The organism is Ruegeria sp. B1, from assembly GCF_056535885.1.
This window is the reverse complement of sequence record NZ_JBQFJA010000001.1, coordinates 198,553-219,854: the sequence shown is the minus strand read 5'-3', so window position 1 is coordinate 219,854 and position 21,302 is coordinate 198,553. Positions and strand designations below refer to the sequence as shown.

At 61.2% G+C, this 21,302-nt stretch carries 10 protein-coding genes and 2 pseudogenes; 7 read left to right on the top strand and 5 right to left on the bottom strand.

Annotation, left to right across the window (positions count from 1 at the left end; translation table 11 throughout):
- Positions 1-16: 16 nt before the first annotated feature.
- From ACR3ES_RS01095 to ACR3ES_RS01080, 4 genes and pseudogenes are all read left to right on the top strand, one after another.
- The gene (locus ACR3ES_RS01095) at positions 17-1,024 is read left to right on the top strand and encodes an AAA family ATPase (RefSeq protein WP_170430757.1); all 1,008 of its coding nucleotides are present in this window, start codon (positions 17-19) and stop codon (positions 1,022-1,024) included.
- Positions 1,021-1,895: pseudogene (locus tag ACR3ES_RS01090) on the top strand (DUF58 domain-containing protein). The gene ACR3ES_RS01095 and the pseudogene ACR3ES_RS01090 overlap by 4 nt, the downstream one beginning before the upstream one ends.
- On the top strand, positions 1,892-4,654 hold the full coding sequence (locus tag ACR3ES_RS01085; RefSeq protein ID WP_170430761.1) for a DUF4159 domain-containing protein: 2,763 nt from the start codon (positions 1,892-1,894) through the stop codon (positions 4,652-4,654). The pseudogene ACR3ES_RS01090 and the gene ACR3ES_RS01085 overlap by 4 nt, the downstream one beginning before the upstream one ends.
- A complete protein-coding gene (locus tag ACR3ES_RS01080) occupies positions 4,651-6,693 on the top strand; it encodes a hypothetical protein (RefSeq protein WP_480424650.1) in 2,043 nt (680 codons plus the stop codon). The genes ACR3ES_RS01085 and ACR3ES_RS01080 overlap by 4 nt, the downstream gene beginning before the upstream one ends.
- A gap of 6 nt (positions 6,694-6,699) precedes the next feature.
- Here the strand turns inward: ACR3ES_RS01080 and pbpC are convergent, their stop codons facing one another.
- Both pbpC and ACR3ES_RS01070 read right to left on the bottom strand, forming a co-directional pair.
- Positions 6,700-8,736 (bottom strand): penicillin-binding protein 1C, encoded by a 2,037-nt coding sequence (pbpC, locus tag ACR3ES_RS01075; protein WP_170430765.1) that lies wholly within the window; start codon positions 8,734-8,736, stop codon positions 6,700-6,702.
- Between the two features lie 36 nt (positions 8,737-8,772).
- Positions 8,773-13,801 (bottom strand): annotated as a pseudogene (locus ACR3ES_RS01070) (alpha-2-macroglobulin family protein).
- A gap of 114 nt (positions 13,802-13,915) precedes the next feature.
- Between ACR3ES_RS01070 and ACR3ES_RS01065 the strand changes: the two are divergent.
- Both ACR3ES_RS01065 and ACR3ES_RS01060 read left to right on the top strand, forming a co-directional pair.
- Positions 13,916-16,129: a response regulator gene (locus tag ACR3ES_RS01065; protein WP_170430769.1), complete on the top strand. Its 2,214-nt coding sequence runs from the start codon at positions 13,916-13,918 to the stop codon at positions 16,127-16,129.
- A 9-nt stretch (positions 16,130-16,138) separates the two neighbouring features.
- Entirely contained in the window at positions 16,139-16,600 is a 462-nt protein-coding gene (locus tag ACR3ES_RS01060; protein ID WP_170430771.1) for a VOC family protein, read from the top strand.
- Here ACR3ES_RS01060 and yaaA read toward each other — a convergent pair.
- The 3 genes from yaaA to ACR3ES_RS01045 form a co-directional block, all read right to left on the bottom strand.
- Positions 16,591-17,361 (bottom strand): peroxide stress protein YaaA, encoded by a 771-nt coding sequence (yaaA, locus tag ACR3ES_RS01055; protein ID WP_170430773.1) that lies wholly within the window; start codon positions 17,359-17,361, stop codon positions 16,591-16,593. The genes ACR3ES_RS01060 and yaaA overlap by 10 nt on opposite strands.
- Before the next feature lie 35 nt (positions 17,362-17,396).
- Positions 17,397-19,436: a DNA helicase RecQ gene (recQ, locus tag ACR3ES_RS01050; protein ID WP_170430775.1), complete on the bottom strand. Its 2,040-nt coding sequence runs from the start codon at positions 19,434-19,436 to the stop codon at positions 17,397-17,399.
- A 78-nt stretch (positions 19,437-19,514) separates the two neighbouring features.
- Entirely contained in the window at positions 19,515-19,802 is a 288-nt protein-coding gene (locus tag ACR3ES_RS01045; protein WP_170430777.1) for a YggT family protein, read from the bottom strand.
- 128 nt (positions 19,803-19,930) lie between these two features.
- Between ACR3ES_RS01045 and ACR3ES_RS01040 the strand changes: the two genes are divergently transcribed.
- Complete coding sequence (locus ACR3ES_RS01040; protein ID WP_170430779.1) at positions 19,931-21,298, top strand: MFS transporter; 1,368 nt, start codon at positions 19,931-19,933, stop codon at positions 21,296-21,298.
- Positions 21,299-21,302: the final 4 nt, after the last annotated feature.

The following is a 21,302-nucleotide window of genomic DNA, read 5'->3' as shown; positions in this document are numbered from 1 at the left end:
CACGGAAGGGAAAGTCATGTCCGAACCTACCGACCTCGTTGTCGAGATCGAAGCGCTGGAAAACAAGCTGCAAGAGGCGAAATCCTCGATCACCCGCCGCTTCATCGGACAGGAACGGGTCGTGGACCTGACGCTGACCGCATTGCTGTGCGGGGGACACGCCTTGCTGATCGGTCTACCGGGTCTGGGCAAGACGCGATTGGTCGAAACGTTGTCGACGGTGATGGGCCTGCATGGCAACCGCATCCAGTTCACACCCGACCTGATGCCGGCGGATATTCTTGGATCAGAGGTTCTGGATACAGCGGATGATGGCAGTCGTCATTTCCGGTTCATTCCCGGCCCGATATTCTGCCAGTTGCTGATGGCGGACGAGATCAACCGCGCCAGCCCGCGGACCCAGTCGGCGCTGCTGCAGGCGATGCAGGAACGCACGGTGACGGTGGCAGGCGAAGACCGGTCTCTGGGCGTGCCGTTTCACGTACTGGCGACGCAGAACCCGATTGAACAGGAAGGTACCTATCCGTTGCCCGAGGCACAATTGGACCGGTTCCTGGTGCAGATCGATGTGGACTACCCCGACCGCCAGACCGAACGGGACATTCTGCTTGCCACAACCGGGGTTGAGGAAGAAGAGGCCAGCCAGATCTTTACCAAGGAGGAGTTGCTGGCGGCACAGGTTCTGCTGCGGCGGATGCCTGTCGGAGAGTCGGTGGTCGAGTTGATCCTTGATCTGGTCCGCGCCTTCCGCCCCGAGGAACAGGGTGTGGCAGACCGGGTGGCAGAGACGGTCGCCTGGGGCCCCGGTCCAAGGGCGGCGCAGGCCCTGATGATGACTGTACGGGCTCGGGCAATGCTGCAAGGCCGGCTGGCACCGAATGCCGAGGATGTGCTGGACATGGCGCGCCCTGTGCTGAGCCATCGAATGGCCTTGAATTTCGCGGCGCGGGCGCGGGGTGACAGTCTTGCCGACCTTATCGATTCGACCGCTGCCGGGCTGATCCGGACCGAGGCCGCGGCGTGAATGCGGCGCTGACCCTTCGCGAAAGATCCGAAGCCGAGGCGTCCCGGTTACCGCCGCTTTTGGCGCGTGCCGAGCATCTGGCAGGGACCGTTTTGTTGGGAGATCACGGTCGGCGACGATCCGGTATGGGTGACGATTTCTGGCAATATCGCCCGGCCCAGATCGGTGACAGCCGCCGCATGATCGATCATCGCCGTTCTGCCCGGGGGGATCAGCAATTTGTCCGTGAACGGGAATGGCAGATCGCGCAATCCATCATGCTTTGGGTCGATCAGGGCGCCTCGATGCGCTTTGCGTCTGAAACGACCTTGCCCACCAAGGCGGATCGGGCACGCCTGTTGGGGCTTGCCACTGCCATCCTGCTGGTACGTGGCGGGGAAAGGGTTGGCCTGACGGGTACACGATTGCCGCCCCGGCGCGGCAATGCCCAGATCATCCGGCTGGCCGAGGCCTGGTCCGAGGATGAACAGGCGGACTATGCGCCGCCGGAACACCGCGCCATGATCCCACACGCACGCGCCGTTTTCATCTCGGACTTTTGGGCCCCATGGACGAGGTTGAATTGGCTCTGACCAAGGCGGCTGACCGGGGTGTCCGAGGCGTTGTGTTGCAGGTGCTGGACCCGAAAGAAGAGACCTTTCCCTATCGCGGGCGCACGATTTTCGAAAGCGTCAGCGGGTCGCTGCGTCACGAAACGCTCAAGGCTGGGGACCTGCGCGACCGGTATCTGGAGCGACTGGCGCAGCGCAAGGATGCGCTGACCCAACTCTGCCGCGCGACCGGATGGCAACTGGGGTTGCATCACACGGGTGATAGCGCGCAGGCGGCTCTGTTGTGGCTCTATCGGGCGCTGGATGGGGGCATGCGATGACGGTTCTGGCGGGCATCGGTTTTACCGCGCCGTGGGTGCTGCTGGGTCTTCTGACCCTGCCGATCTTGTGGTTGATCCTGCGCGCCGTGCCGCCAGCTCCGATCCGCAGGTTGTTCCCTGCGGTCACTTTGCTGCTGGGGCTCAAGGATGACGAAAGCGTCTCGGACCGAACACCCTGGTGGCTTCTGTTGCTGCGGATGCTGGCAGCGGCCGCAATCATCATCGGATTGGCGGGGCCGGTCCTGAACCCGTCACGGGATCAGACCGGGACCGGGCCGTTACTGCTGGTTCTGGATGCCAGTTGGGCCGGAGCAACGCGCTGGTCTTCGACACTGGATCAGATCGATGCGCAGTTGACCGAGGCCGGGCGTGCCGGGCGGCCTGTGTCGATCCTGCGTCTCAGCGAGCCGGAACCGCCGGTGTTTCAAGCAGCTGAGGCATGGCGCAGCCGTTTGCCGGGCCTGACGCCCAATCCCTGGCAACCGACCGAGGCGCAGATCGAACAAGTCATGACCGCGCTAGACGATGTAGACGGCGGATTTGACACCCATTGGTTCAGCGACCGGCTAGCCTATGCCGGCCATGATCAATTGCTTGCAACTCTGCGATCCAGTGGGTCTGTGACGGTGTACCAATCACCGGCGCCAGCCATGGCAGTATTGCCCGCTGCATATCATGACGGTGTTATCCAGCTAACCGTCCTGCGGGCTGAACCCGGACCGGCGGATACGGTGACAATTCTGGCGCAGGGCCGCGATCCGGCGGGCACGGCGCGTGTTCTGCAATCTGCCGAACTGAATTTTGAGGCCGGTGCTACGGACGCGCAGATCGAACTGGCCTTGCCGTCCGAGTTGCGCGCCCGGATCACCCGGTTTGAGATTCAGGGCCAGCGGTCTGCTGGCGCCGTCACGCTGACCGATGACAGCCTGCGCCGACGCGAGGTTGCCCTGATTGCGGGAACGGTCAATCGCGAGGGCTTGGAGCTGTTATCGCCCCTGCATTACCTAACACAGGTCCTGATCCCCACCGCGGATTTCGTGGATGGGGGCTTGTTGGACGTTCTGCCTGCGAACCCCGACGTGATTGTCCTGTCTGACGTGGCGCAGATGTCGGATACCGAAGAGGCCGGGCTGATCGAATGGGTCGAACAGGGTGGCCTTTTGTTACGCTTTGCCGGTCCACGGATGGCGGCCAGCGATCTGGGTCGGGACGAAGAAGATACGCTTTTGCCCGCGCGTCTGCGCAGCGGCGGACGCACCGTGGGCGGCGCAATGAGTTGGGGCGAGGCAAAAACACTTGCTCCATTCCCCGAGGACTCACCGTTCTTTGGTTTGCAGATTCCCGATGATGTGGTGGTTTCAACCCAGGTCATGGCACAACCGGACCCTAACCTGGCGGATCGGGTCATTGCGTCGCTATCGGATGGCACGCCCTTGGTCACCCGCAAGGCGCTGGGCTTGGGGCAGGTTGTGTTGTTCCATGTCACTGCGGACGCGGAATGGTCCAGCCTGCCTCTGTCCGGTCTGTTTGTTGAGATGTTGGACCGTCTCGCGGTTGCGTCGGCGGCAAAATCCCGACAGGAAGCTCAATTGCAGGGCACGACCTGGGAGCCGGTTCAGATGATGGACGGGTTCGGGACACTGTCGGATGCAGGCACCCTGGCGGGCGTTGATGGCGTGCAGTTGATCTCCGGCCAGATCGGACCGGACCTGCGCCCGGGCCTATACGAAAGTGGTAAACAGAAATTGGCGCTGAACGTGTTGTCAGAGGACGCGGTTCTTAGCCCGGCTGACTGGCCTTCCGATGTTCCGATCAGGGGGCAGGAAGTCACCACCGAAACGCCGCTTGGCGGCATTCTGTTGAGCCTGGCGCTGATCCTTTTGACGGTTGACGTGATCGCATCGCTGGCCTTGTCGGGGCGATTGGGACTGGCCCGCACCGCAGCCATGGCATTGGGTGCTTTCTTGCTTGTTCCTCACGCGCAGGCGCAAACGCCCGAAGACACTGCTTTTGCGCTTGAAGCCACGCAAGAGCTTGTCCTGGCGCATGTCCTTACGGGCGACCAACAAGTCGACGATATTGCGCTGGCCGGGCTACGCGGGCTGGCCCAGACGCTGTTCTATCGCACGTCGGTCGAACCTGCGGAACCCATCGGTGTCGATTTGGAGCGGGACGAGCTCGCGTTCTTCCCGCTGCTCTATTGGCCGATAACGCCGAGCCAGCCGCGACCTTCGACGGAGGCTTACGCCAAACTGAATGCCTACCTGAGGTCGGGCGGTATGATCCTGTTTGACACACGCGATGCCGATATTGCCGGGTTCGGTGCGTCCAGCCCCAATGGGCGCAAGTTGCAGCAACTGGCGGATCCGCTGAATATCCCCGCGTTAGAGCCGATACCCCGCGATCATGTCCTGACCCGCACATTCTATCTGCTGCAGGATTTCCCGGGGCGTTACGGCGGGGCAGAGGTCTGGGTCGAATCCGCGCCGTTGGACGCAGAACAGATCGAGGGGATGCCGTTTCGCAACCTCAACGACAATGTGACGCCGGTGGTGATCGGTGGCAATGACTGGGCCGGGGCCTGGGCGGTTGATCGCAACGGTCAGGCGCTGCTGCCGGTTGGTCGTGGCTATGCCGGTGAGCGGCAACGCGAGCTGGCCAACCGCTTTGGCGTCAATCTGGTGATGCATGTGCTGACCGGGAACTACAAATCCGATCAGGTCCACGTGCCCGCCCTTTTGGACAGGTTGGGACAATGACAGGAACCGTCATCTTTGATCCATTGATCCCCTGGCCGGTTCTAGTCGGCGTGGCATCCGTTGCCGTGGCTGGCATTGTTTTAGCACTGTGGCGCGGCCTGTCGGGATGGGCACTGCGCGGTTTGGCGGCACTGGTGGTCATCGCAGCCCTGTCCGGCCCGGTGTATCAGGTCGAGGATAGATCACCGTTGACCGATATTGTGCTGATGATCGAGGATGAAAGCGCCAGCCAGGCCCTCTCTGACCGGGCAGAGCAAACGGCGCAAGCGGCCGAAGACCTGGCGGTTGAGATCGAATCCCGCGACAATACCGATCTGCGGCGCATTCGTGTAGGCGACAGCGACGGGGACGAAGGCACACAGGTCATGGGGGCACTGAACGCCGCGCTGGCCGAAGAACCCCGTGCGCGCATCGCTGGCATTCTCGTTGTGTCGGATGGCATCGTCCACGACGTCGATCAGGCTCCCGATCTGCCGGCGCCGATGCATCTGCTGCAGACCGGTCGCGACAGTGACTGGGACCGCAGACTTATCGTCCGCAATGCCCCGGCATTCGCCATTATTGATGAGCCGGTCACTCTGACCCTGCGGGTCGAGGACAGCGGGGCCGCCACCGCTGGCGCGACAACCGCGCCTTTAGAAATCTCGGTTGATGGTGGCGAAGCCGAACGCTTTAGCATTCCCATCGGCATCGACGTCGAACTTCCCGTCACACTTCCGCATGGCGGGCGCAACGTCATTCAATTCACCATCCCTCAGGCCGAGGGTGAGTTAACCGATCGCAACAACACCGCCCTGATCCAGATGAACGGCGTGCGCGATCGGTTGCGCGTGCTGCTGGTTTCGGGCGAACCGCATCCCGGTGGGCGCACCTGGCGTAACCTGCTGAAATCCGACAGCTCCGTTGATCTGGTGCATTTCACCATTCTGCGCCCGCCAGAAAAGCAGGACGGCGTGCCGGTGGATGAACTGTCGCTGATCGCCTTCCCGACCCGCGAGTTGTTTCTGGAAAAGATCAACGATTTCGACCTGATCATCTTTGACCGTTACAAGCGACGCGGCATTCTGCCAGCGATCTATCTGGACAATGTGACCAGCTACATCAACGATGGCGGTGCGGTACTGATTGCGGCGGGTCCTGATTTTGCCTCGGCCGATAGCATTTTCCGCTCGCCTCTGGCACCGATCCTGCCTGCACAGCCCACTGCACGGGTGCTGGAAGAACGCTATGTGCCGATGGTTAGCGATCTGGGCCATAGACATCCCGTAACCACCAATCTCGGAGATTCCGAAGACTGGGGCGCGTGGCTGCGGCAGATCGATGTAAACCACCGTTCTGGCGAAGTGTTGATGACCGGCCTGGACGAACGTCCTCTGCTGGTGCTCGACCGGGTGGGCGAAGGACGGGTGGCGATGCTTGCCTCGGACCATGCATGGCTTTGGAGCCGGGGATTTGAAGGGGGCGGACCGCAGCTGGAGTTGTTGCGCAGGCTGGCCCACTGGATGATGAAAGAGCCCGAGCTTGAAGAAGAGACCCTTTGGGCCGAAGCAAACGGCCAATCCATGCGGATCATCCGCCAGACACTGGAAGACACCGTCGGGCCGGTGACAGTCACACGCCCGAATGGCGAAACACTGGATATCCCCCTGGAAGAAGTGACGCCGGGGCGGTTTGAAGCGCGGTATTTCGGGCCGGAAATCGGCCTCTACCGCTTGCAGGAAGGCGACCATACTGCGGTGATTGGCCTTGGCCCGGCGGCACCTCGGGAGTTTGAGCGTACCATAGCGACCGGCGACATACTGGAGCCTGTCCTTGCAGGATTGCGCGGCGGTGTGGTGCGTTTGGAAGATGGTTTGCCCTCCATCCGCAACGTGCGCGCCGGTCGGCCAGCAGCGGGCCGGGGGTGGATTGGTCTGACACCTCGCAACGCCTATGAAACACGCGATGTTACCCAGGCGGGTCTGTTGCCGCCCTGGCTTGTCCTGCTGTTGGCCGGTGGGTTCTTGCTGGGCGGCTGGTTGCGGGAGGGTCGGCGCTGACGCCGGTCAGTCAATCCGCACAGTCACCTGATCTGAATGCCCATGTGCATCCACAACAACCAGCGCTGTATAGCCGGGTCCCGGATTGGGGATCTCGAATTCCCGGTAGCGCTGACCGGTGACGACAGGTGTCCCATTTGCCAATACCGAGAAGGGGCCAACCCCGCCACGCAGTTTAAGCGTCAAAGGCGTCCCAAACGTCTCTAAGACAGCGTTTTCCGGCGGAAACAGCACGTCAGGTGCTTCGTCTTCATCCTCGAATGCGGCAGCACGCGGGCGGAAGCGTTGCAGTGGCGGGGGCAATTGCGCGGCACCGACAATCAGGGTCGCGGGTGGTGGTGCGCTGAGCGGTGTGAAATCGGGTTTCAGATGGCCGAACGCTTCGAACAATAGCGGGGCGGCGATGTCGCCGCCAAAAGCCCCCGGTACGGGTGTTCCATCCGCGCGGCCCAGCCAGATGCCGATGACATGCTGTCCGTCAAAGCCAATGGCCCAGGCGTCCCTGTGCCCGTAAGAGGTGCCGGTTTTGTAGGCCATTCCTCGCGCGGGTGCACCAGAGGGCGGCACAATTCCGGCGAGAATGTCCGCGACCTGCCATGCGGAGACATCTGACAGGATCCGCTCGGTTTGCTCTGATGGCTCCAGAACTCTGTCCCACAGGATCGGGCCTTGTCCGCCAGCAGCCAGCGTTGCGTAGAGTTGCACCAGATCATGCAGGCTCAGACCCACTCCACCCAATGAAATCGCAAGCCCGGGAGAGCCGCCCGATAGGCGCGGATCGGTTCCTGCGCTACGCAGGGCGGCCATCACACGGGCGGGTCCCAGTTCATGGGTCAATCGCACAACGGGGATGTTCAGCGACAATTGCAATGCATCACGCACCCTGACGTCGCCCCTGAATGCACCATCGAAGTTTTGCGGGGCATAGCGGCCAAACATCACCGGGCTGTCGTTGATCAGCGTTTCCGGGTGCGCAAGCCCCTGATCAAAGGCGAGGCCATAGATCAGCGGTTTCAGTGTCGAACCCGGTGATCGCAGCGCTCGGGTCATGTCCACGAATCCTTGTCTGGCGTCGCGATATCCCGCGGACCCGACCGAGGCCAGAATTTCACCTGTGTGATGGTCGGCCACGATCAGTGCACCCGAAACGCGCGAGCCAATCCGGGTTGCCGCCTGCGCAACTAAAGGTTCCAGCCGGGACTGTAGCGAGGCATCCAGCGTCAGGTCATGCGTGCGGGTCTCGGGGTACATGGCCTGCGCGCGGTCCGTCAGATGTGGGGCCAGTCGTGGAAACGATCGCATCCGCGCAGGCACGGGTTCGGTCTGTGCGCTGCGGGTTTCCTGTTCGGGCAGTACCCCGTGCCGTTGCATTCGCGACAAAACCCGGTCGCGGGCTTTGCGCGCCGCATCAGGGCTGCGATCTGGTCGCCGCGCCTCGGGTGACTGGGGCAGGGCAACCAAAAGTGCGGCCTGCGCCGGTGTCAGTCGTCCCGGGTCCTTGCCAAACCAGGCACGGGTTCCGGCGCGGATGCCTTCCAGATTTCCGCCATAAGGCGCGTGTATGAAGTACAGGTCGAGAATCTGCTGTTTGGTCAGACGGTGTTCCAGCGCCAATGCGACCCCGATCTGGCGCAATTTCCCGTTCCAGCGCCCGGTTGGGCCATCCTCGATCAGGCGCGCGACCTGCATGGTGAGTGTGGATCCGCCCGACACAACACGCCCATTCCACAGGCTTTGCGCCGTTGCCCGTACCATCGCCACAGGGTCGACGCCGCCATGGGACCAGAAGCGTTTGTCCTCGTACCGGATCAGCATGTTGATAAAGGCCGGATCGACCGGGCCGGGCCGCAGGCGCCAAATGCCGTCCTCAACCGGGACAGCGCGCAGCAAGGCCCCGGTGCGGTCCCGCATCTCGACCGAGGTCTCCGTCAGCAGTGGTGGCAGTTCCGTGTTTTCTACCCAGAGTTCCGCGCGATCCCGTGCTAATGCTGCAAGGTACAGGAACGCGGACAAAGCCAACAGTAGTCGCGTGCTCCTAGGCATGGTCGTACCCCGCAACGAGATATGGCAGGAGGCCGATCACCGGACAACTATGCGACCAGTACTTGCGCGCGCCCGGTTCTGAGGCCGGTACATGTCCTCAACCGAGGCCGCAGGCAGGTGGAACTCTCCGGGTGTGACCGCGCGGGCCACATAGGCCAGCGTGACAGTCTGCCGACCCGACAGGTCAACCGCCGCCAGGAACCGGTCCGCGCGAAACTCGGTATGGGTCGCCTCGGACAGGTCCAGCCAGTCGAGTGCCCGAACGTCGCCCGAACGCAGCAGGCTGGGATTGTCGATCTCGATCCCCGCTGCCAGCGGATCGTCCACCATCAGCCGCGCCCCGCCATTTTCGAAGGGTCGAACCGTCAGAACGGTCACAAACCGGTCACCAACCGCGAAATCGGGCAGGTCCAGAGGGTCCCCCTCCAGCGAGTAGTAGCGGCGTTCAATCGCGTATCCGGTGCCACCGGCTTCCGGTGCGACCTCGGGGATGCCTGTGACGGTCAGCGTGATATCGGTCGGGCCGCCATCCGTAGCGGTGATATTCAGGTCCTGGTTTTGCCCGGTTTCCAGAACCTGCACGAAGGGACCATCAACCGCCGCGCCGTTCACCTTAAGTCCGCTTTGCGTCGGGTTTGAGACCAGCGCATGCGCCGCGAGCAAGGACCATGCCGCCTCTTGTGTGGAGAGATGGGATCGCCCGGAGCTGACCCTTTGGACAAGAGCGTCCCGGTTGATCACCTCGCTACCCGCATCCACGGCCAGCGTCAGCAAACCAGCCGCGTCCCGCAGGTCAGTGCCGTAATCGGCCCGCCAGTAGGTCTGGTTCTGGGCGGGGCGCTGGGCCAGCAATTGCGCCGCGCGGGCGAACATCGCATCTGCGCGTCTCTGATCGCCATATGCGGTCAGGGCCGCCCCAAGCTGGGCTGCGGCCAGCGGCGTGTCAAATGCATCGCCTTTGACGTCCGCATAGTACCGCAAGTCCCCCATCGAGGCCGCGCCTTCGCGCGCCAGAACCATCAGGGCGTAGGCGATGTCCTGCCCGCCCGCGTCGAAATCCGGGGCATAGTTGATGCGGTTGCGCAGGTTGTCCATCGCCTGAGCAAAGGCGCGATCCGGTACGGTATAGCCCTGCGCGCGGGCGCGGGACAGGAAATCGGTGACATAGGCGTCCAGCCAAAAGTCACCGTTGCCCGCACGCCAGAGACCAAAACTCCCGTTTGACGACTGGCGTGTCAGCACACTCCGGATGGAAACGCTTATGCGTTGATCCACGGCGGGGCCATCCCCGAGCCCCGTCGCCTGCGCGACCGAGGAAAGATACAACAGCGGCAAAGCCTGGCTGGTGATCTGTTCGGTGCAGCCATAGGGATATCGGTTCAGCTGATCCAGCAGGCCCGGCGTGTCGAACTTTGCCAGAGGACCTGCGGACAGGATCGCCTTGGCCGTGCCGGGCCGATAGCCGTCGAACACATCCTGCGAGAACAGGAAACTGTCGCCCGCACCCAGCGCAAACCGCCGTGTCATAGCGACAACGGGATCATTCGCACGCACGGGCATCCGCACGGTCTGCGACAGGTCGCGGCCATCCGGCGTTGTGATGGAAACGGCGATCTCCGGGTCGCCGACCAAATTGGCGCGGATCGGAACCTCGAACACGGCTTTGCCGTTTTCTTCGAGTGTAAAACTTGTGGGAACTGCGCCGAGTTCCAATTCAGACGAGGTTGCCAGCCCCAGCGCCATATCCCCGGCGGGGCCATCCGCGTGCACGATTTCCAGTAACATCCGACTTTGATCGCCGGGCGAGAGAAAACGCGGAAGGCTGGCAGTTACAACGACCGGATCGCGGACGATCATCTCAGCTTCGTCCTGACCGACCGCCGCACGGGACCAGGCCACGGCCATCAGACGCACGGTTCCGTTGAAGGCGGGCAGGGGGATGTCGATCTCGACCTCGCCATTGGGACCCACTTGCACGGGTCCGCTGAACACGGCCATCAAGTCCTGTGTCGGTGGCGGTCACATAGGCCCCAGTTCCCCACTCTTGTGTGACGTCGATAGGGATCACGGTCTCGCCTTTCGGCACCTCAATCATCTGCCGGTGGATAAGCCGGTTCGACAACACGTCAATCTGCGCCACGCCCGCCATGCGCGGAACAATCCGAAGCTGCGCGGTATCGCCCAAGCGATACCTGTCGCGGTCTAGTGACATCTCCAGCCTGTCAGGAGTCGTCGACGTATCTGCGGACTGGTACCAGCCTGCATAGAAATCGACCGCTGTTTCGGCGTACGGGCCATCCACCCTTTGCACCACCAGTTCATACCGGCCCCAGCCGACAGGCTGAGTCAGCGTCAGCGGGTCGGATACAAAATCAACCTCGCCTGTCGCAACCCGGGTGCGCCGCGTTGTCGGCTCCCAATTCCAGTTTCCATAGAGCTGATACCATTTATACTGCGTTTCGACCCGGTTCAGCGTCCAGCGCAGGCGCATGGGGCCGGGGGTCAGATCGCGGGTCAGACCCACGATTTGGAATGCGGCCTCGGTGCCTTCCGGGATCACCTCATCGAACATCGGTTTGATGCCGATCAAAGTTTGGGCCGGTTCAACGGGGACGGTCAGGCGACGCTCGACAGGGCGGCCGGATCCATCGGACAACCGCGCGGTTACCGCCGCCTCCGCAGGCCGTCCTTCGGTCTCCAGCAAAGGGACTTCGATGGCAATTGACGCCTGCCCGTTTGCATCCGTGCGTGCGTCTCCGAAATAGGTGCTTTTGGTGACTAACTCGGCGTCATAGCGACCAAAGCGGTATCCGTCGAACCCGGCCAGTGTCTCGGTCGGAGCCAAGCTGACCTGCCCTTCGATGGTCAAGTCGGCGCCGGGCGCGCCAAACAGATACCGCGCGTCGATGCTCAGAGGCGGGCTGTCGCCCGGACGCAGGGGTGCATCGGGCAGAGAGAGCTCGAAATCGATCCGTTCCGGCAGGAAGTCCTCGACCAGAACAGTCTGGCGGGCCAGCGCGTCCCCTTTGGGGTCTGATTTGACCTCGATCTTCCATGCGCCGCGCGGCGCGTCTACTGCGACCGGCAGTGCGAACACACGCCCTCCCGCGACACCTCCGTCCGAGACGGATCGGCGGTATTCCACGCCGTCAGGCCGGTACAGAATGGCGGTCAGCGGCAGTCCTTCAATCGCTTGAGCCTCGCCATCTCTGGACAACGCAGTAAGGTGGATCACCTCACCGGCGCGGTACGCGCCCCGGTCACTGGTCAGGAAAACGTCGATCGGCCCGGCGGGCGCACGTCCTTCGACACCGCGGTCGGAGAGATCAAAGGCCGGATCGGTCAGCGACAGAAAGCTGAAGTCACCGTCAGCCGCAGACGCGGTTACCAATGCAGGTGCGCTGGCTCCGGTGCCGCGCGTCAGGCCCGGTTCAAACTGCGCATATCCGTCTGCGCCGGTCTGGGTTTTTGCAATCACGGCGTTGGCCTGGGAGATGAGCGACACCTCGATTCCCGCGCGCGGGGCAGCATCATGCAATCCGCGCACGGTGACGTGCAGCCCGTCTGTGCCAAGGGCCGCGCTCAGTCCCAGATCGGTGAGTACAAACCATTGCGTCGCCCCCGGATCGTCATAGGGGTCCGCCCCTGGAACACGCGCGGTCAGTGTGTAGATGCCCGCAGGCTGATCCGCGATGGCGTTGGCCATGGGCAGGCGGGTTGTCATCGTCTGATTCAACTGATTGGGAACTTCGGCCTTGCCGGTCCAGATCTCTTCGGCGATTTCGTCAGAAAACTCGCGCTCCTGCCACTCGCTGAGCGGTCGGCCAAAAAAGTCCTGCTGCACGGCGCGAAGGAGGTTTCGGTCACTGACCCGCCGCAGCGTCAGGTCCAACTCGGCGACATTGACCGTCTCGGATGGCAGGGCCGCATCAGCGGATTTGGGAAGGATGTAGCTGCGTCCCGGAAACCGGACCGAAGGCGCGCGATCCCGCACATAGTGGATGAGTTCGACACTGCGGTTCAGAACTTCGCCAGAGGCGGCGGGCAATCCTTCGCGCAGGGTCAGGCGATACCGTTGACCATGTGCGACCCCGTCGACACAGAGTTGCGCATCCTCGACCTGCACCACTAACCCGTCAACGCTGCGCTGCACAAACGGATCATAGTCCACTCCGGCTTTGACCAGTGGTTCAGAAAACGCGACGCAGATGCGGGGCAGGGCCGTGTCGCTTTCGACCGTGCTGTCTGTGACACGGAAGCCGTATTTGCCAATTGCGTCATCCAGCTTGGCCAAGACATCTTCGCGCGGCTGCACTTGTTCCGCCAGTCTGAGGACCGGGATCATGTCGCGCCCGCGTTCCACCTCTTTCAATGCGTCGGCGAGGGTCATGAGGGCCGCAATCTGAACACCAGGCGTGTCGGCGCGCAGATAACCATTGATGGCGGCGTTCACTGCGCGATTGCGCAGGTCCCGTTTTTCGTTCCAACCGGACGGGTTGAGGGTCAGCAGTAGCCGGGCGTATTCCGTCCAGAGGTCGGGCGCGTCGCTGAGCGACACGGCGACACCGGTCCACTGCATCGCCTGGGTCACGTTGGTCGCATTGCGGGCCGCAGTCAGAACTGCGTCGAGGTCCAGCCCGCCCGCGTTGTGGACAAATCCCAGATCGCGGGCCTGTTGCGCCGCGCTCTCTAGATCGGTTGACCGCAGGACCGGCAGTGCCTTCGCGCGCGTTTCGGCCAGATTCAAGGTCTGTTCTGGCGTCGGACTCTTCTCCGCCGACAGGGCGCCTTCGTACACATCCTGCCTGTTCACACCGCTTTTGGGGAAACAGGCGTTTGACCGGGTGTTATACGTAAATGCAGTACACCGGTTGTTGGCCGAGCATGCCTGAATGCAGGACTTCAGGTCCGTGTCAAACAGCGCATCCAGATCCGACCCGTAAAAATCCGCGTCCCGGGTCGTCACATAGCGAAACTCTGGGGCGGGAGCTTGGGCAAAGCCAGCGGCAGGCTGAACAATAAGCGGCAAAAGAAGTGTAAGAATAAATGAAACAAAGCGGTGCATAACGGCCTCCTCTTTGTCGCAAGCCTCGCATGCCATTTGTGCAGTTTGCAACGGCTTAAACACTTTTTCACGGTCTGTCGGGATGCTGGGTGCGGGTTGTGTCAGGATCTCTGAATGAGTGTTACAAACAAACTGGCTCAGGAACGACGCGCGCGTCTGGCGGCTGAACGGTTGCTTGCGCTGAAACAGGCTGAATTGTCGGAGGCGAACCGTAAACTGGGCCGCCACGCGATGGCGCTGACCAAGCAGATTGGCGAAACCCAGGCCGAGGTCGAGACGGTTCGGGATGAGAATGAAAAGGTCAAATCCGACCTGACCGTCGCCAATGCCAAGATCGAAGTTGCCGAACGCCGACTTTGGCATTCGATCCAGACCATTCAGGACGGTTTTGCCTTCTTCGACGGTGACAGCCGCCTGATCAGTGCCAACACGGCATATTTGAGTGTTTTTGAAGGATTGGATGAAGTTGTAACGGGAGTTTCCTATCGGCGTATTCTCGAATTGCTGACGACCGAAGGGATTGTAGACATCGGATCCGAGCCCGCAGGAGAGTGGATCGCCAAAATGCAGGCCAGATGGCGGCGCGTCAATCCTCCGCCGGTGGTGATCCAACTCTGGAATGGCCATTACATCAGACTGGTCGATCAGCGCGGGCACGGTGGGGACATGGTGAGCCTGGCGCTCAACATCACGGCATCTGTCCGGCACGAGGCCGAATTACAGGCCGCCCGGGATCGGGCTGAGGCGGCGAACCGGGCCAAGTCCGCATTTCTGGCCAATATGAGCCACGAGATTCGCACGCCGATGAACGGTATTGTCGGCATGACCGAGTTATTGACCGAAACATCTCTCGACGAAGACCAAAGGCTCTACGTCAACACGATCCGCAATTCCGGTGAGGCGCTGCTTGTCATCATCAACGACGTTCTGGACTACTCCAAGATCGAGGCGGACAAGCTGATCCTGCATCCTGAGCAATTCGATCTGGAACGCTGTATCCTTGAGGTGGCGATGCTGCTTCAACCCAGCGTACGCGACAAGGGGCTGTCCCTGCTGGTTGATTACGATCTGTTCCTGCCCACGCTGTTTGTCGGCGATCCCGGTCGGGTGCGGCAGGTTCTCACCAACCTTGTCGGCAATGCCGTGAAGTTCACGGATTCAGGCCATGTTCTGATCCGGGTTACCGGGGTGCCGCATGCCGAAACCCAAAGCTGCGATATTCACGTAGCGATCGAAGACACCGGTATTGGCATCGAAGCCGATAAGATCGGACACATCTTTGGGGAATTCAATCAGGTTGAGGATGAGCGCAATCGGCAGTTCGAAGGCACCGGTCTGGGATTGGCGATTACAAAACGTCTGATCAACATGATGGGAGGTGCGGTTTGGGTCGAAAGCGAGCTGGGGCAGGGATCGTGTTTCGGGTTTCGCTTTTCCCTGCCGACCGTCGAAGGCCAGCAACCCGCTGCACCCGATCTGGCTGGGCACCACAAACATGTGATGGTGGCCGAGCACGTCGCAGTGAACCGTGCCATTCTGGCCAAGCAGTTGGACCTCCTCGGGGTGGAGGTGACGGTATGTGCCTCGGGTGCCGAGGTGCTGTCGGCGCTGAAAGATACGGTGGACCTGCTGTTATGCGAACACGACTTGCCGGATATGGACGCATTTGAGCTGGCGGCGGCTCTCAATGACGAGGGTTGGGGCGACCTGCCCGTTGTCGCGATGTCCGCCAACCCCGCAGTCATTCATGCCAACCCCAACCGACATCTGATCAAGGGCGTTTTGCAAAAACCCGTCCCCCGGTCGGAACTGTTTGCGCGGCTGATGACGCTCCTTAGTGTCACGGAAACCCGGGGCGCAGTCGGCAACTCCGGTGCAAAATCGGCTCAGCCCGCGCGTCCGACCCAGGATCAAAGACGGATGCGGATACTTGCGGCGGAAGACAACAAAACTAATCAGCTGATCCTGAAGAAGATGGTCAAGGATCTGAACATCGATCTGCGCTTTGCGGCCAATGGACTCGAGGCAGTCGAGGCCTATCTTGAATTTGATCCGGACCTGATCTTCATGGATATTTCTATGCCAAAAATGGATGGAAAGCAGGCAACCGCAGAAATCCGGCGGCGCGAGATCGAAACCAAACGGCACGTGCCAATTGTTGCTCTGACCGCCCATGCCATGGATGGTGATGATCAGGGCGTTCTGTCGGCAGGGCTGGACCATTATCTGACCAAGCCCCTGCACAAGAAACATATTCATCAGATGGTTTTGAGCTACCACCCCGAGCAGGCCCTGCCTGTGATTGCTGAACCTGCCCAAGGTGACTAGGATTCGCTCATGACACATGATCGAGGTTTTCGTCCCCGTGCGTTGGGTGAAATTGCAATTCGATGCGCGGACATGGGCGCAATGGTGGACTTCTATGAACGCGTGATCGGGTTGGAACGACTCAGTGGCCACCATAACAGTGCCATCACCTTCTTTCGCATTGCAGAAGGATTTGGCGGGCACACGCAAGTGCTCGCGCTGTTCCATCACAACGCCTCCGCACGACCGGGTTTACACCCGACGGGTGCGGACCGACCGGTGACAGGCGGTGGGTCGGCATTGCACCATATCGCGCTGTCCCTGCCGTTCAGCGAACAGGGCGCGGTGATGCGCTGGTATGAAAAGATCGGGCAACCTTACCGGGTTGAGGAATTCGGATGGATCGGATGGCGCGGGATTTTCACCCCAGACCCTGAGGGGAACACCGTCGAACTGGTCGCGTATGACCGCTCGATGCTGGATCAGGCCTGATTGGGCCGCACGAAGACCGGTTTGTCTTCGTCCGACAGGTCTGACCGATAGGCGTAACCGCCGCTGTCAAACTCCAACAGACCTTTGGGATTGGTCAGCCGGCGCTGAATGATGTACCTTGCCATCGCACCCCGCGCCCTTTTGGCAAAAAAGCTGACGATCTTGGGTGCGCTACCTTTGTCTTCCATGAAGACCGGCGTGATCACGCGCAGCTTCAAGGCTTTGAGGTCGACTGCGCCAAAGTATTCCTGGCTGGCACAATTCACCAAAACATCGCTTTTGACTTCTTCGGCCTGTGTGTTCAGCGCCTTGCTCAGCTGATCGCGCCAGTACTCATACAGGTTTTTGCCGCGGCGAGTTTTCAACCTGCTGCCCATCTCAAGCCGGTAGGCCTGAATGGCGTCGAGCGGGCGTAGAACACCATAGAGACCGGACAGAATGCGCAGGCGATTCTGCGCCCAAGCCATCTCTTCTGCATCCAGTGACGAAGCCTCGAGCCCCTGATAGGTATCGCCCGCAAAGGCAAGGGCGGCCGGACGGGTCATGTTGGGGTCCGGTGTGTCGGAAAACACACTGTATCGATCCCGGTTCAGACGGGCCAGATCGTCGCTGAGGCTCATCAGTTTCTTCAGATCGCCAAGCGTCAGATTGCGGGCCGTTTTGGACAACCGGATCGCGTCGTCTTGAAAATCGGGTTGCGTGACCGCGATGTCCCGTTCTGCCCAGTCCAGCCTCTTGGCCGGGGAAATCACAACCAGCATATCCGCCCCTCGTTCCTTGCCTGTCAGACCCGTATCTAGTCTGCGCCCTGCAGCACGTCCAGAAACGCTGCGCCAAATCTTTCCGCGCGGCGTTCCCCCAACAGACGTTCCAGGGCCTGCACATCGCCATTCCGCAACTCGGCAACCTTTGCCAGCTGTGACGCGGAACATGTCAGCGGTTTGTCGATCCCATCCGAACCACGCGAGAGCTGATTTTGAACTGCCAGCAACTGATCGTAAATCGCGCCCTGTTCTCGCCCGGCGAGCTTACGTCGAACCGGATGAACCGCAGTGACCGGGCCGGCAACCACCTCGAGAAACGCGTCGCCGTAACGTTCCAGCTTTTTTGCGCCCACGCCGCCGATACGCGCCATTTCGTCCAGCGTGGCCGGACGGGTTTCGGCCATTTCGATCAGGGTGCGATCCGGAAAGATCACATAGGCCGGGACTCGGGCGGCCTCGGCCAGTGCGCGGCGTTTGGCTTTGAGTGCTGACAGCAGCGGGGCGTCCTCTTCGGCCACCATGGCCCTGACGGCTGGTCTGCGCGTGGCTTCGCGGATCGTGTCCTTGCGCAGAGTGATTTGTTCCTCACCTTTCAGTATCGGTTTGGCGGCCTCTGTCATGCGCAGTGCACCATGGCGTTCGGGATCGGGGCGCACCAGATCGTGGCCCATCATTTGCCGGAAAATCGACTGCCACTGCGGACGCGACCACTCTTTCCCGATGCCGTAAGTGGGCAGGGCATCATGACGCCGCGCGCGGATTTTGTCGGTTTCGTTCCCCAGTAGGATATCGATCAGGTGCCCGGCGCCGAACCATTCCTCGGTGCGCAGAATTGCGGACAAGGCCATGCGGACCGGTGTTGTGCCATCGAATACCTCGGGCGGGGTATCGCACAGGTCGCACTTGCCGCAGGGCTGTGCCTGCTCGCCAAAGTATCCCAGCAGGGTCTGACGGCGGCAGTGCAATGCCTCGGCCAGGCCGAGCAGCGCGTTCAGGCGCGCATGATCGGCCATACGGCGTTCCGGCGGGGCCAGCCCTTCGTCGATTTGCGAACGTCGCAGACGTATGTCATCCGGTCCAAACAACGTCAGGGTTTCGGCGGGCGCTCCATCGCGCCCGGCCCTTCCGATTTCCTGATAATAGGCCTCGATTGACTTGGGCAGATCGGCATGGGCAACCCAGCGGATGTCGGGCTTGTCGATGCCCATGCCAAAGGCCACAGTGGCGACCACGATCAGGCCATCCTCGCGGGCAAAGCGGGTCTCGACGATGCGGCGATCCTCGGCCTCCATCCCGCCGTGATAATGGCAGGCGGTATGGCCATCGGCGCGCAAGGCCTGGGCCAGCGCCTCGGTCTTGCTTCGGGTGCCGCAAAAGACAATGCCCGACTGCCCCTTGCGGGCTGCGGCGAAGTCGAGGATTTGCTTGCGTGGTCCGTCCTTGGCGGCGAAAGCCAGATGTATGTTCGGCCGGTCGAAGCCGCGCAGAAATTTGCGCGGTTCGATGCCGTCGAACAGCTTCTCGACAATTTCATCTTGTGTTTCGGCATCCGCCGTCGCGGTAAAGGCGGCCAAGGGCACGTTCAGCGCGCGCCGCAATTCTCCGATCCGCAGGTAGTCGGGGCGGAAATCGTGGCCCCATTGGCTGACGCAATGCGCCTCGTCCACGGCAATCAGGCTGACGTTGATCCGGCGCAACATCCCCAGCGCAGATCCGGCAGCGAGACGCTCGGGGGCCATGTACAGCAGCTTGAGCCGTCCGGCCTCCAGCGCCTCCCATACGGCGTCGGTTTCTTCGGGCGTATTACCAGAGGTCAATGCGCCAGCCTCGACACCGGCCTCTTGCAAGGCACGGACCTGATCACGCATCAGGGCAATCAGCGGCGAAATCACCACAGTCACACCCTCCCGCAGCAGGGCGGGCAGTTGATAGCATAGCGATTTGCCGCCACCGGTCGGCATAATGGCCAGAACGTTTTCACCCGCCGTCACGGCATCGACCACCTCTTCCTGCCCGGGGCGGAAATCGTCGAATCCAAAAACATCTCGCAGCAAAGGTGCGGCGTCGAACATGTGCGGGGTGGCCCTGTTTTATGGTTTAGCTGCTCTCAAGACAGGACCATCACATACTAAGATTCAGTGAACAAGAGGTCAGACGAAATAGACCATGTTGTTGACCAGAATAATCCGCAAGGCGTACACGCCGATCAGCACCACCAGCGGGGTCAGGTCGATCCCGCCCATGGCGGGCAGGATGCGGCGGATCGGGCCGTAGATCGGTTCCAGCAGACGGTTCAGCCCATACCAGATTTGCGCGACCAGCTGTTGATGCAGGTTGAGCACCTGAAAGTTGATCAGCCAGCTCATGATCACATGAACGAGGATGATGAACCAGACTATGTCCAGGATCAGCAGCAGGATTTGGATCAGCGACAGCATGGGAACTCCGTTTTCACATCTTCCGAGACCTAAGCGCCCCCGCGTGAAAGAGCAAGTCTGGGCCAATTGAAAGCTTGCGAAACGCACCAAAGGTCCGTCTTATGAGGCAAAGACGTCAAGGGGCAGGCATGGCAGAGATTTCCAAGCGCAAGCGCATCTGGGGATGGTGGTTTTTCGACTGGGCCAGCCAGCCTCTGCATACCCTGCTGGTCACATTTGTCTTTGGCCCCTATTTCGCCGGCGTGGCCGCCGGATACTACGCAAACACCGGGTTGGACGCCGAGGCCGCCGCCGCGCAGGCACAGACGGTCTGGGCAAATTGCTTGACCATCACCGGCCTGATCATCGCCTTTGGGGCGCCGTTGCTGGGGGCCATGGCGGATGTGTCCGGCCGCCGCATTCCTTGGATTTTTGCGTTTTCTGTGATGTACGCGGTGGGCTCTGCCGCGTTGTGGTTCACGCTTCCGGATGGCTCGAACATGTGGCTGATGCTTTCGGCATTTGGCCTTGGATTTGTGGGCGCGGAATACGCGCTGATCTTTATCAATTCGCAACTGCCGGATCTGGGAGATGACGACGAGGTCGGCGAGATATCCGGGTCGGGATTTGCCTTTGGCTATTCAGGCGGCCTGATCTCGCTTGCGATCATGCTGACCCTTTTTGTTGAACAACCCAGCGGGAAAACCTTAATCGGGATCGACCCGATCTTTGGTCTGGATGCGTCGCAACAGCAGGGGACGCGCTTTGTTGGCCCCTTCACGGCCGTTTGGTTCATTCTCTTCATGGTCCCTTATTTCCTCTGGGTGCGTGACGATCCAAATACCGCAAAGCACGGCAGCGTTGGCGAGGCGTTGCGCCTGTTGGGCAAGTCGGTGTCCGACTTGCGTCATCGGATCAGCCTGGCCACTTACCTTGGATCATCGATGTTCTACCGAGACGCCTTGAACGGGCTTTATAGTTTCGGGGGTGTTTACGCGCGACTGGTCCTGGAATGGGATCTGATCAAGATCGGTGTTTTCGGAATCGTCAGTGTGCTGGCCTCGGCAATCTTTGCGTGGATCGGCGGCAAAATGGACAAAAGATACGGCCCCAAACCGGTCATTCTGGTGGCCATCTGGGTGCTGATCTTTGTCTGTCTGACCGTCGTTTCGATGGATCGGACGCAGATATACGGTATATCGCTACCCGAAGGATCCGGGCTGCCGGATCTGGTGTTTTTTGGCTGCGGTGTTCTGATCGGCGGCATGGGCGGCATTCTGCAGTCCTGCAGCCGATCCTTGATGGTGCGCCATACCGATCCTGCAACCCCGGTTGAGAGCTTTGGACTCTACGGGTTGTCGGGCCGCGCCACCGCCTTTGCCGCCCCGTTGTTGATCGGGATTGCAACAACTGCGACCGGCAGTGCACGTCTGGGGGTGTCACCCATCATTCTGTTGTTTATTCTGGGTCTAGTCCTGATGCGCTGGGTCAGACCGGAAGGGGATCAGAGCAGATGATTTT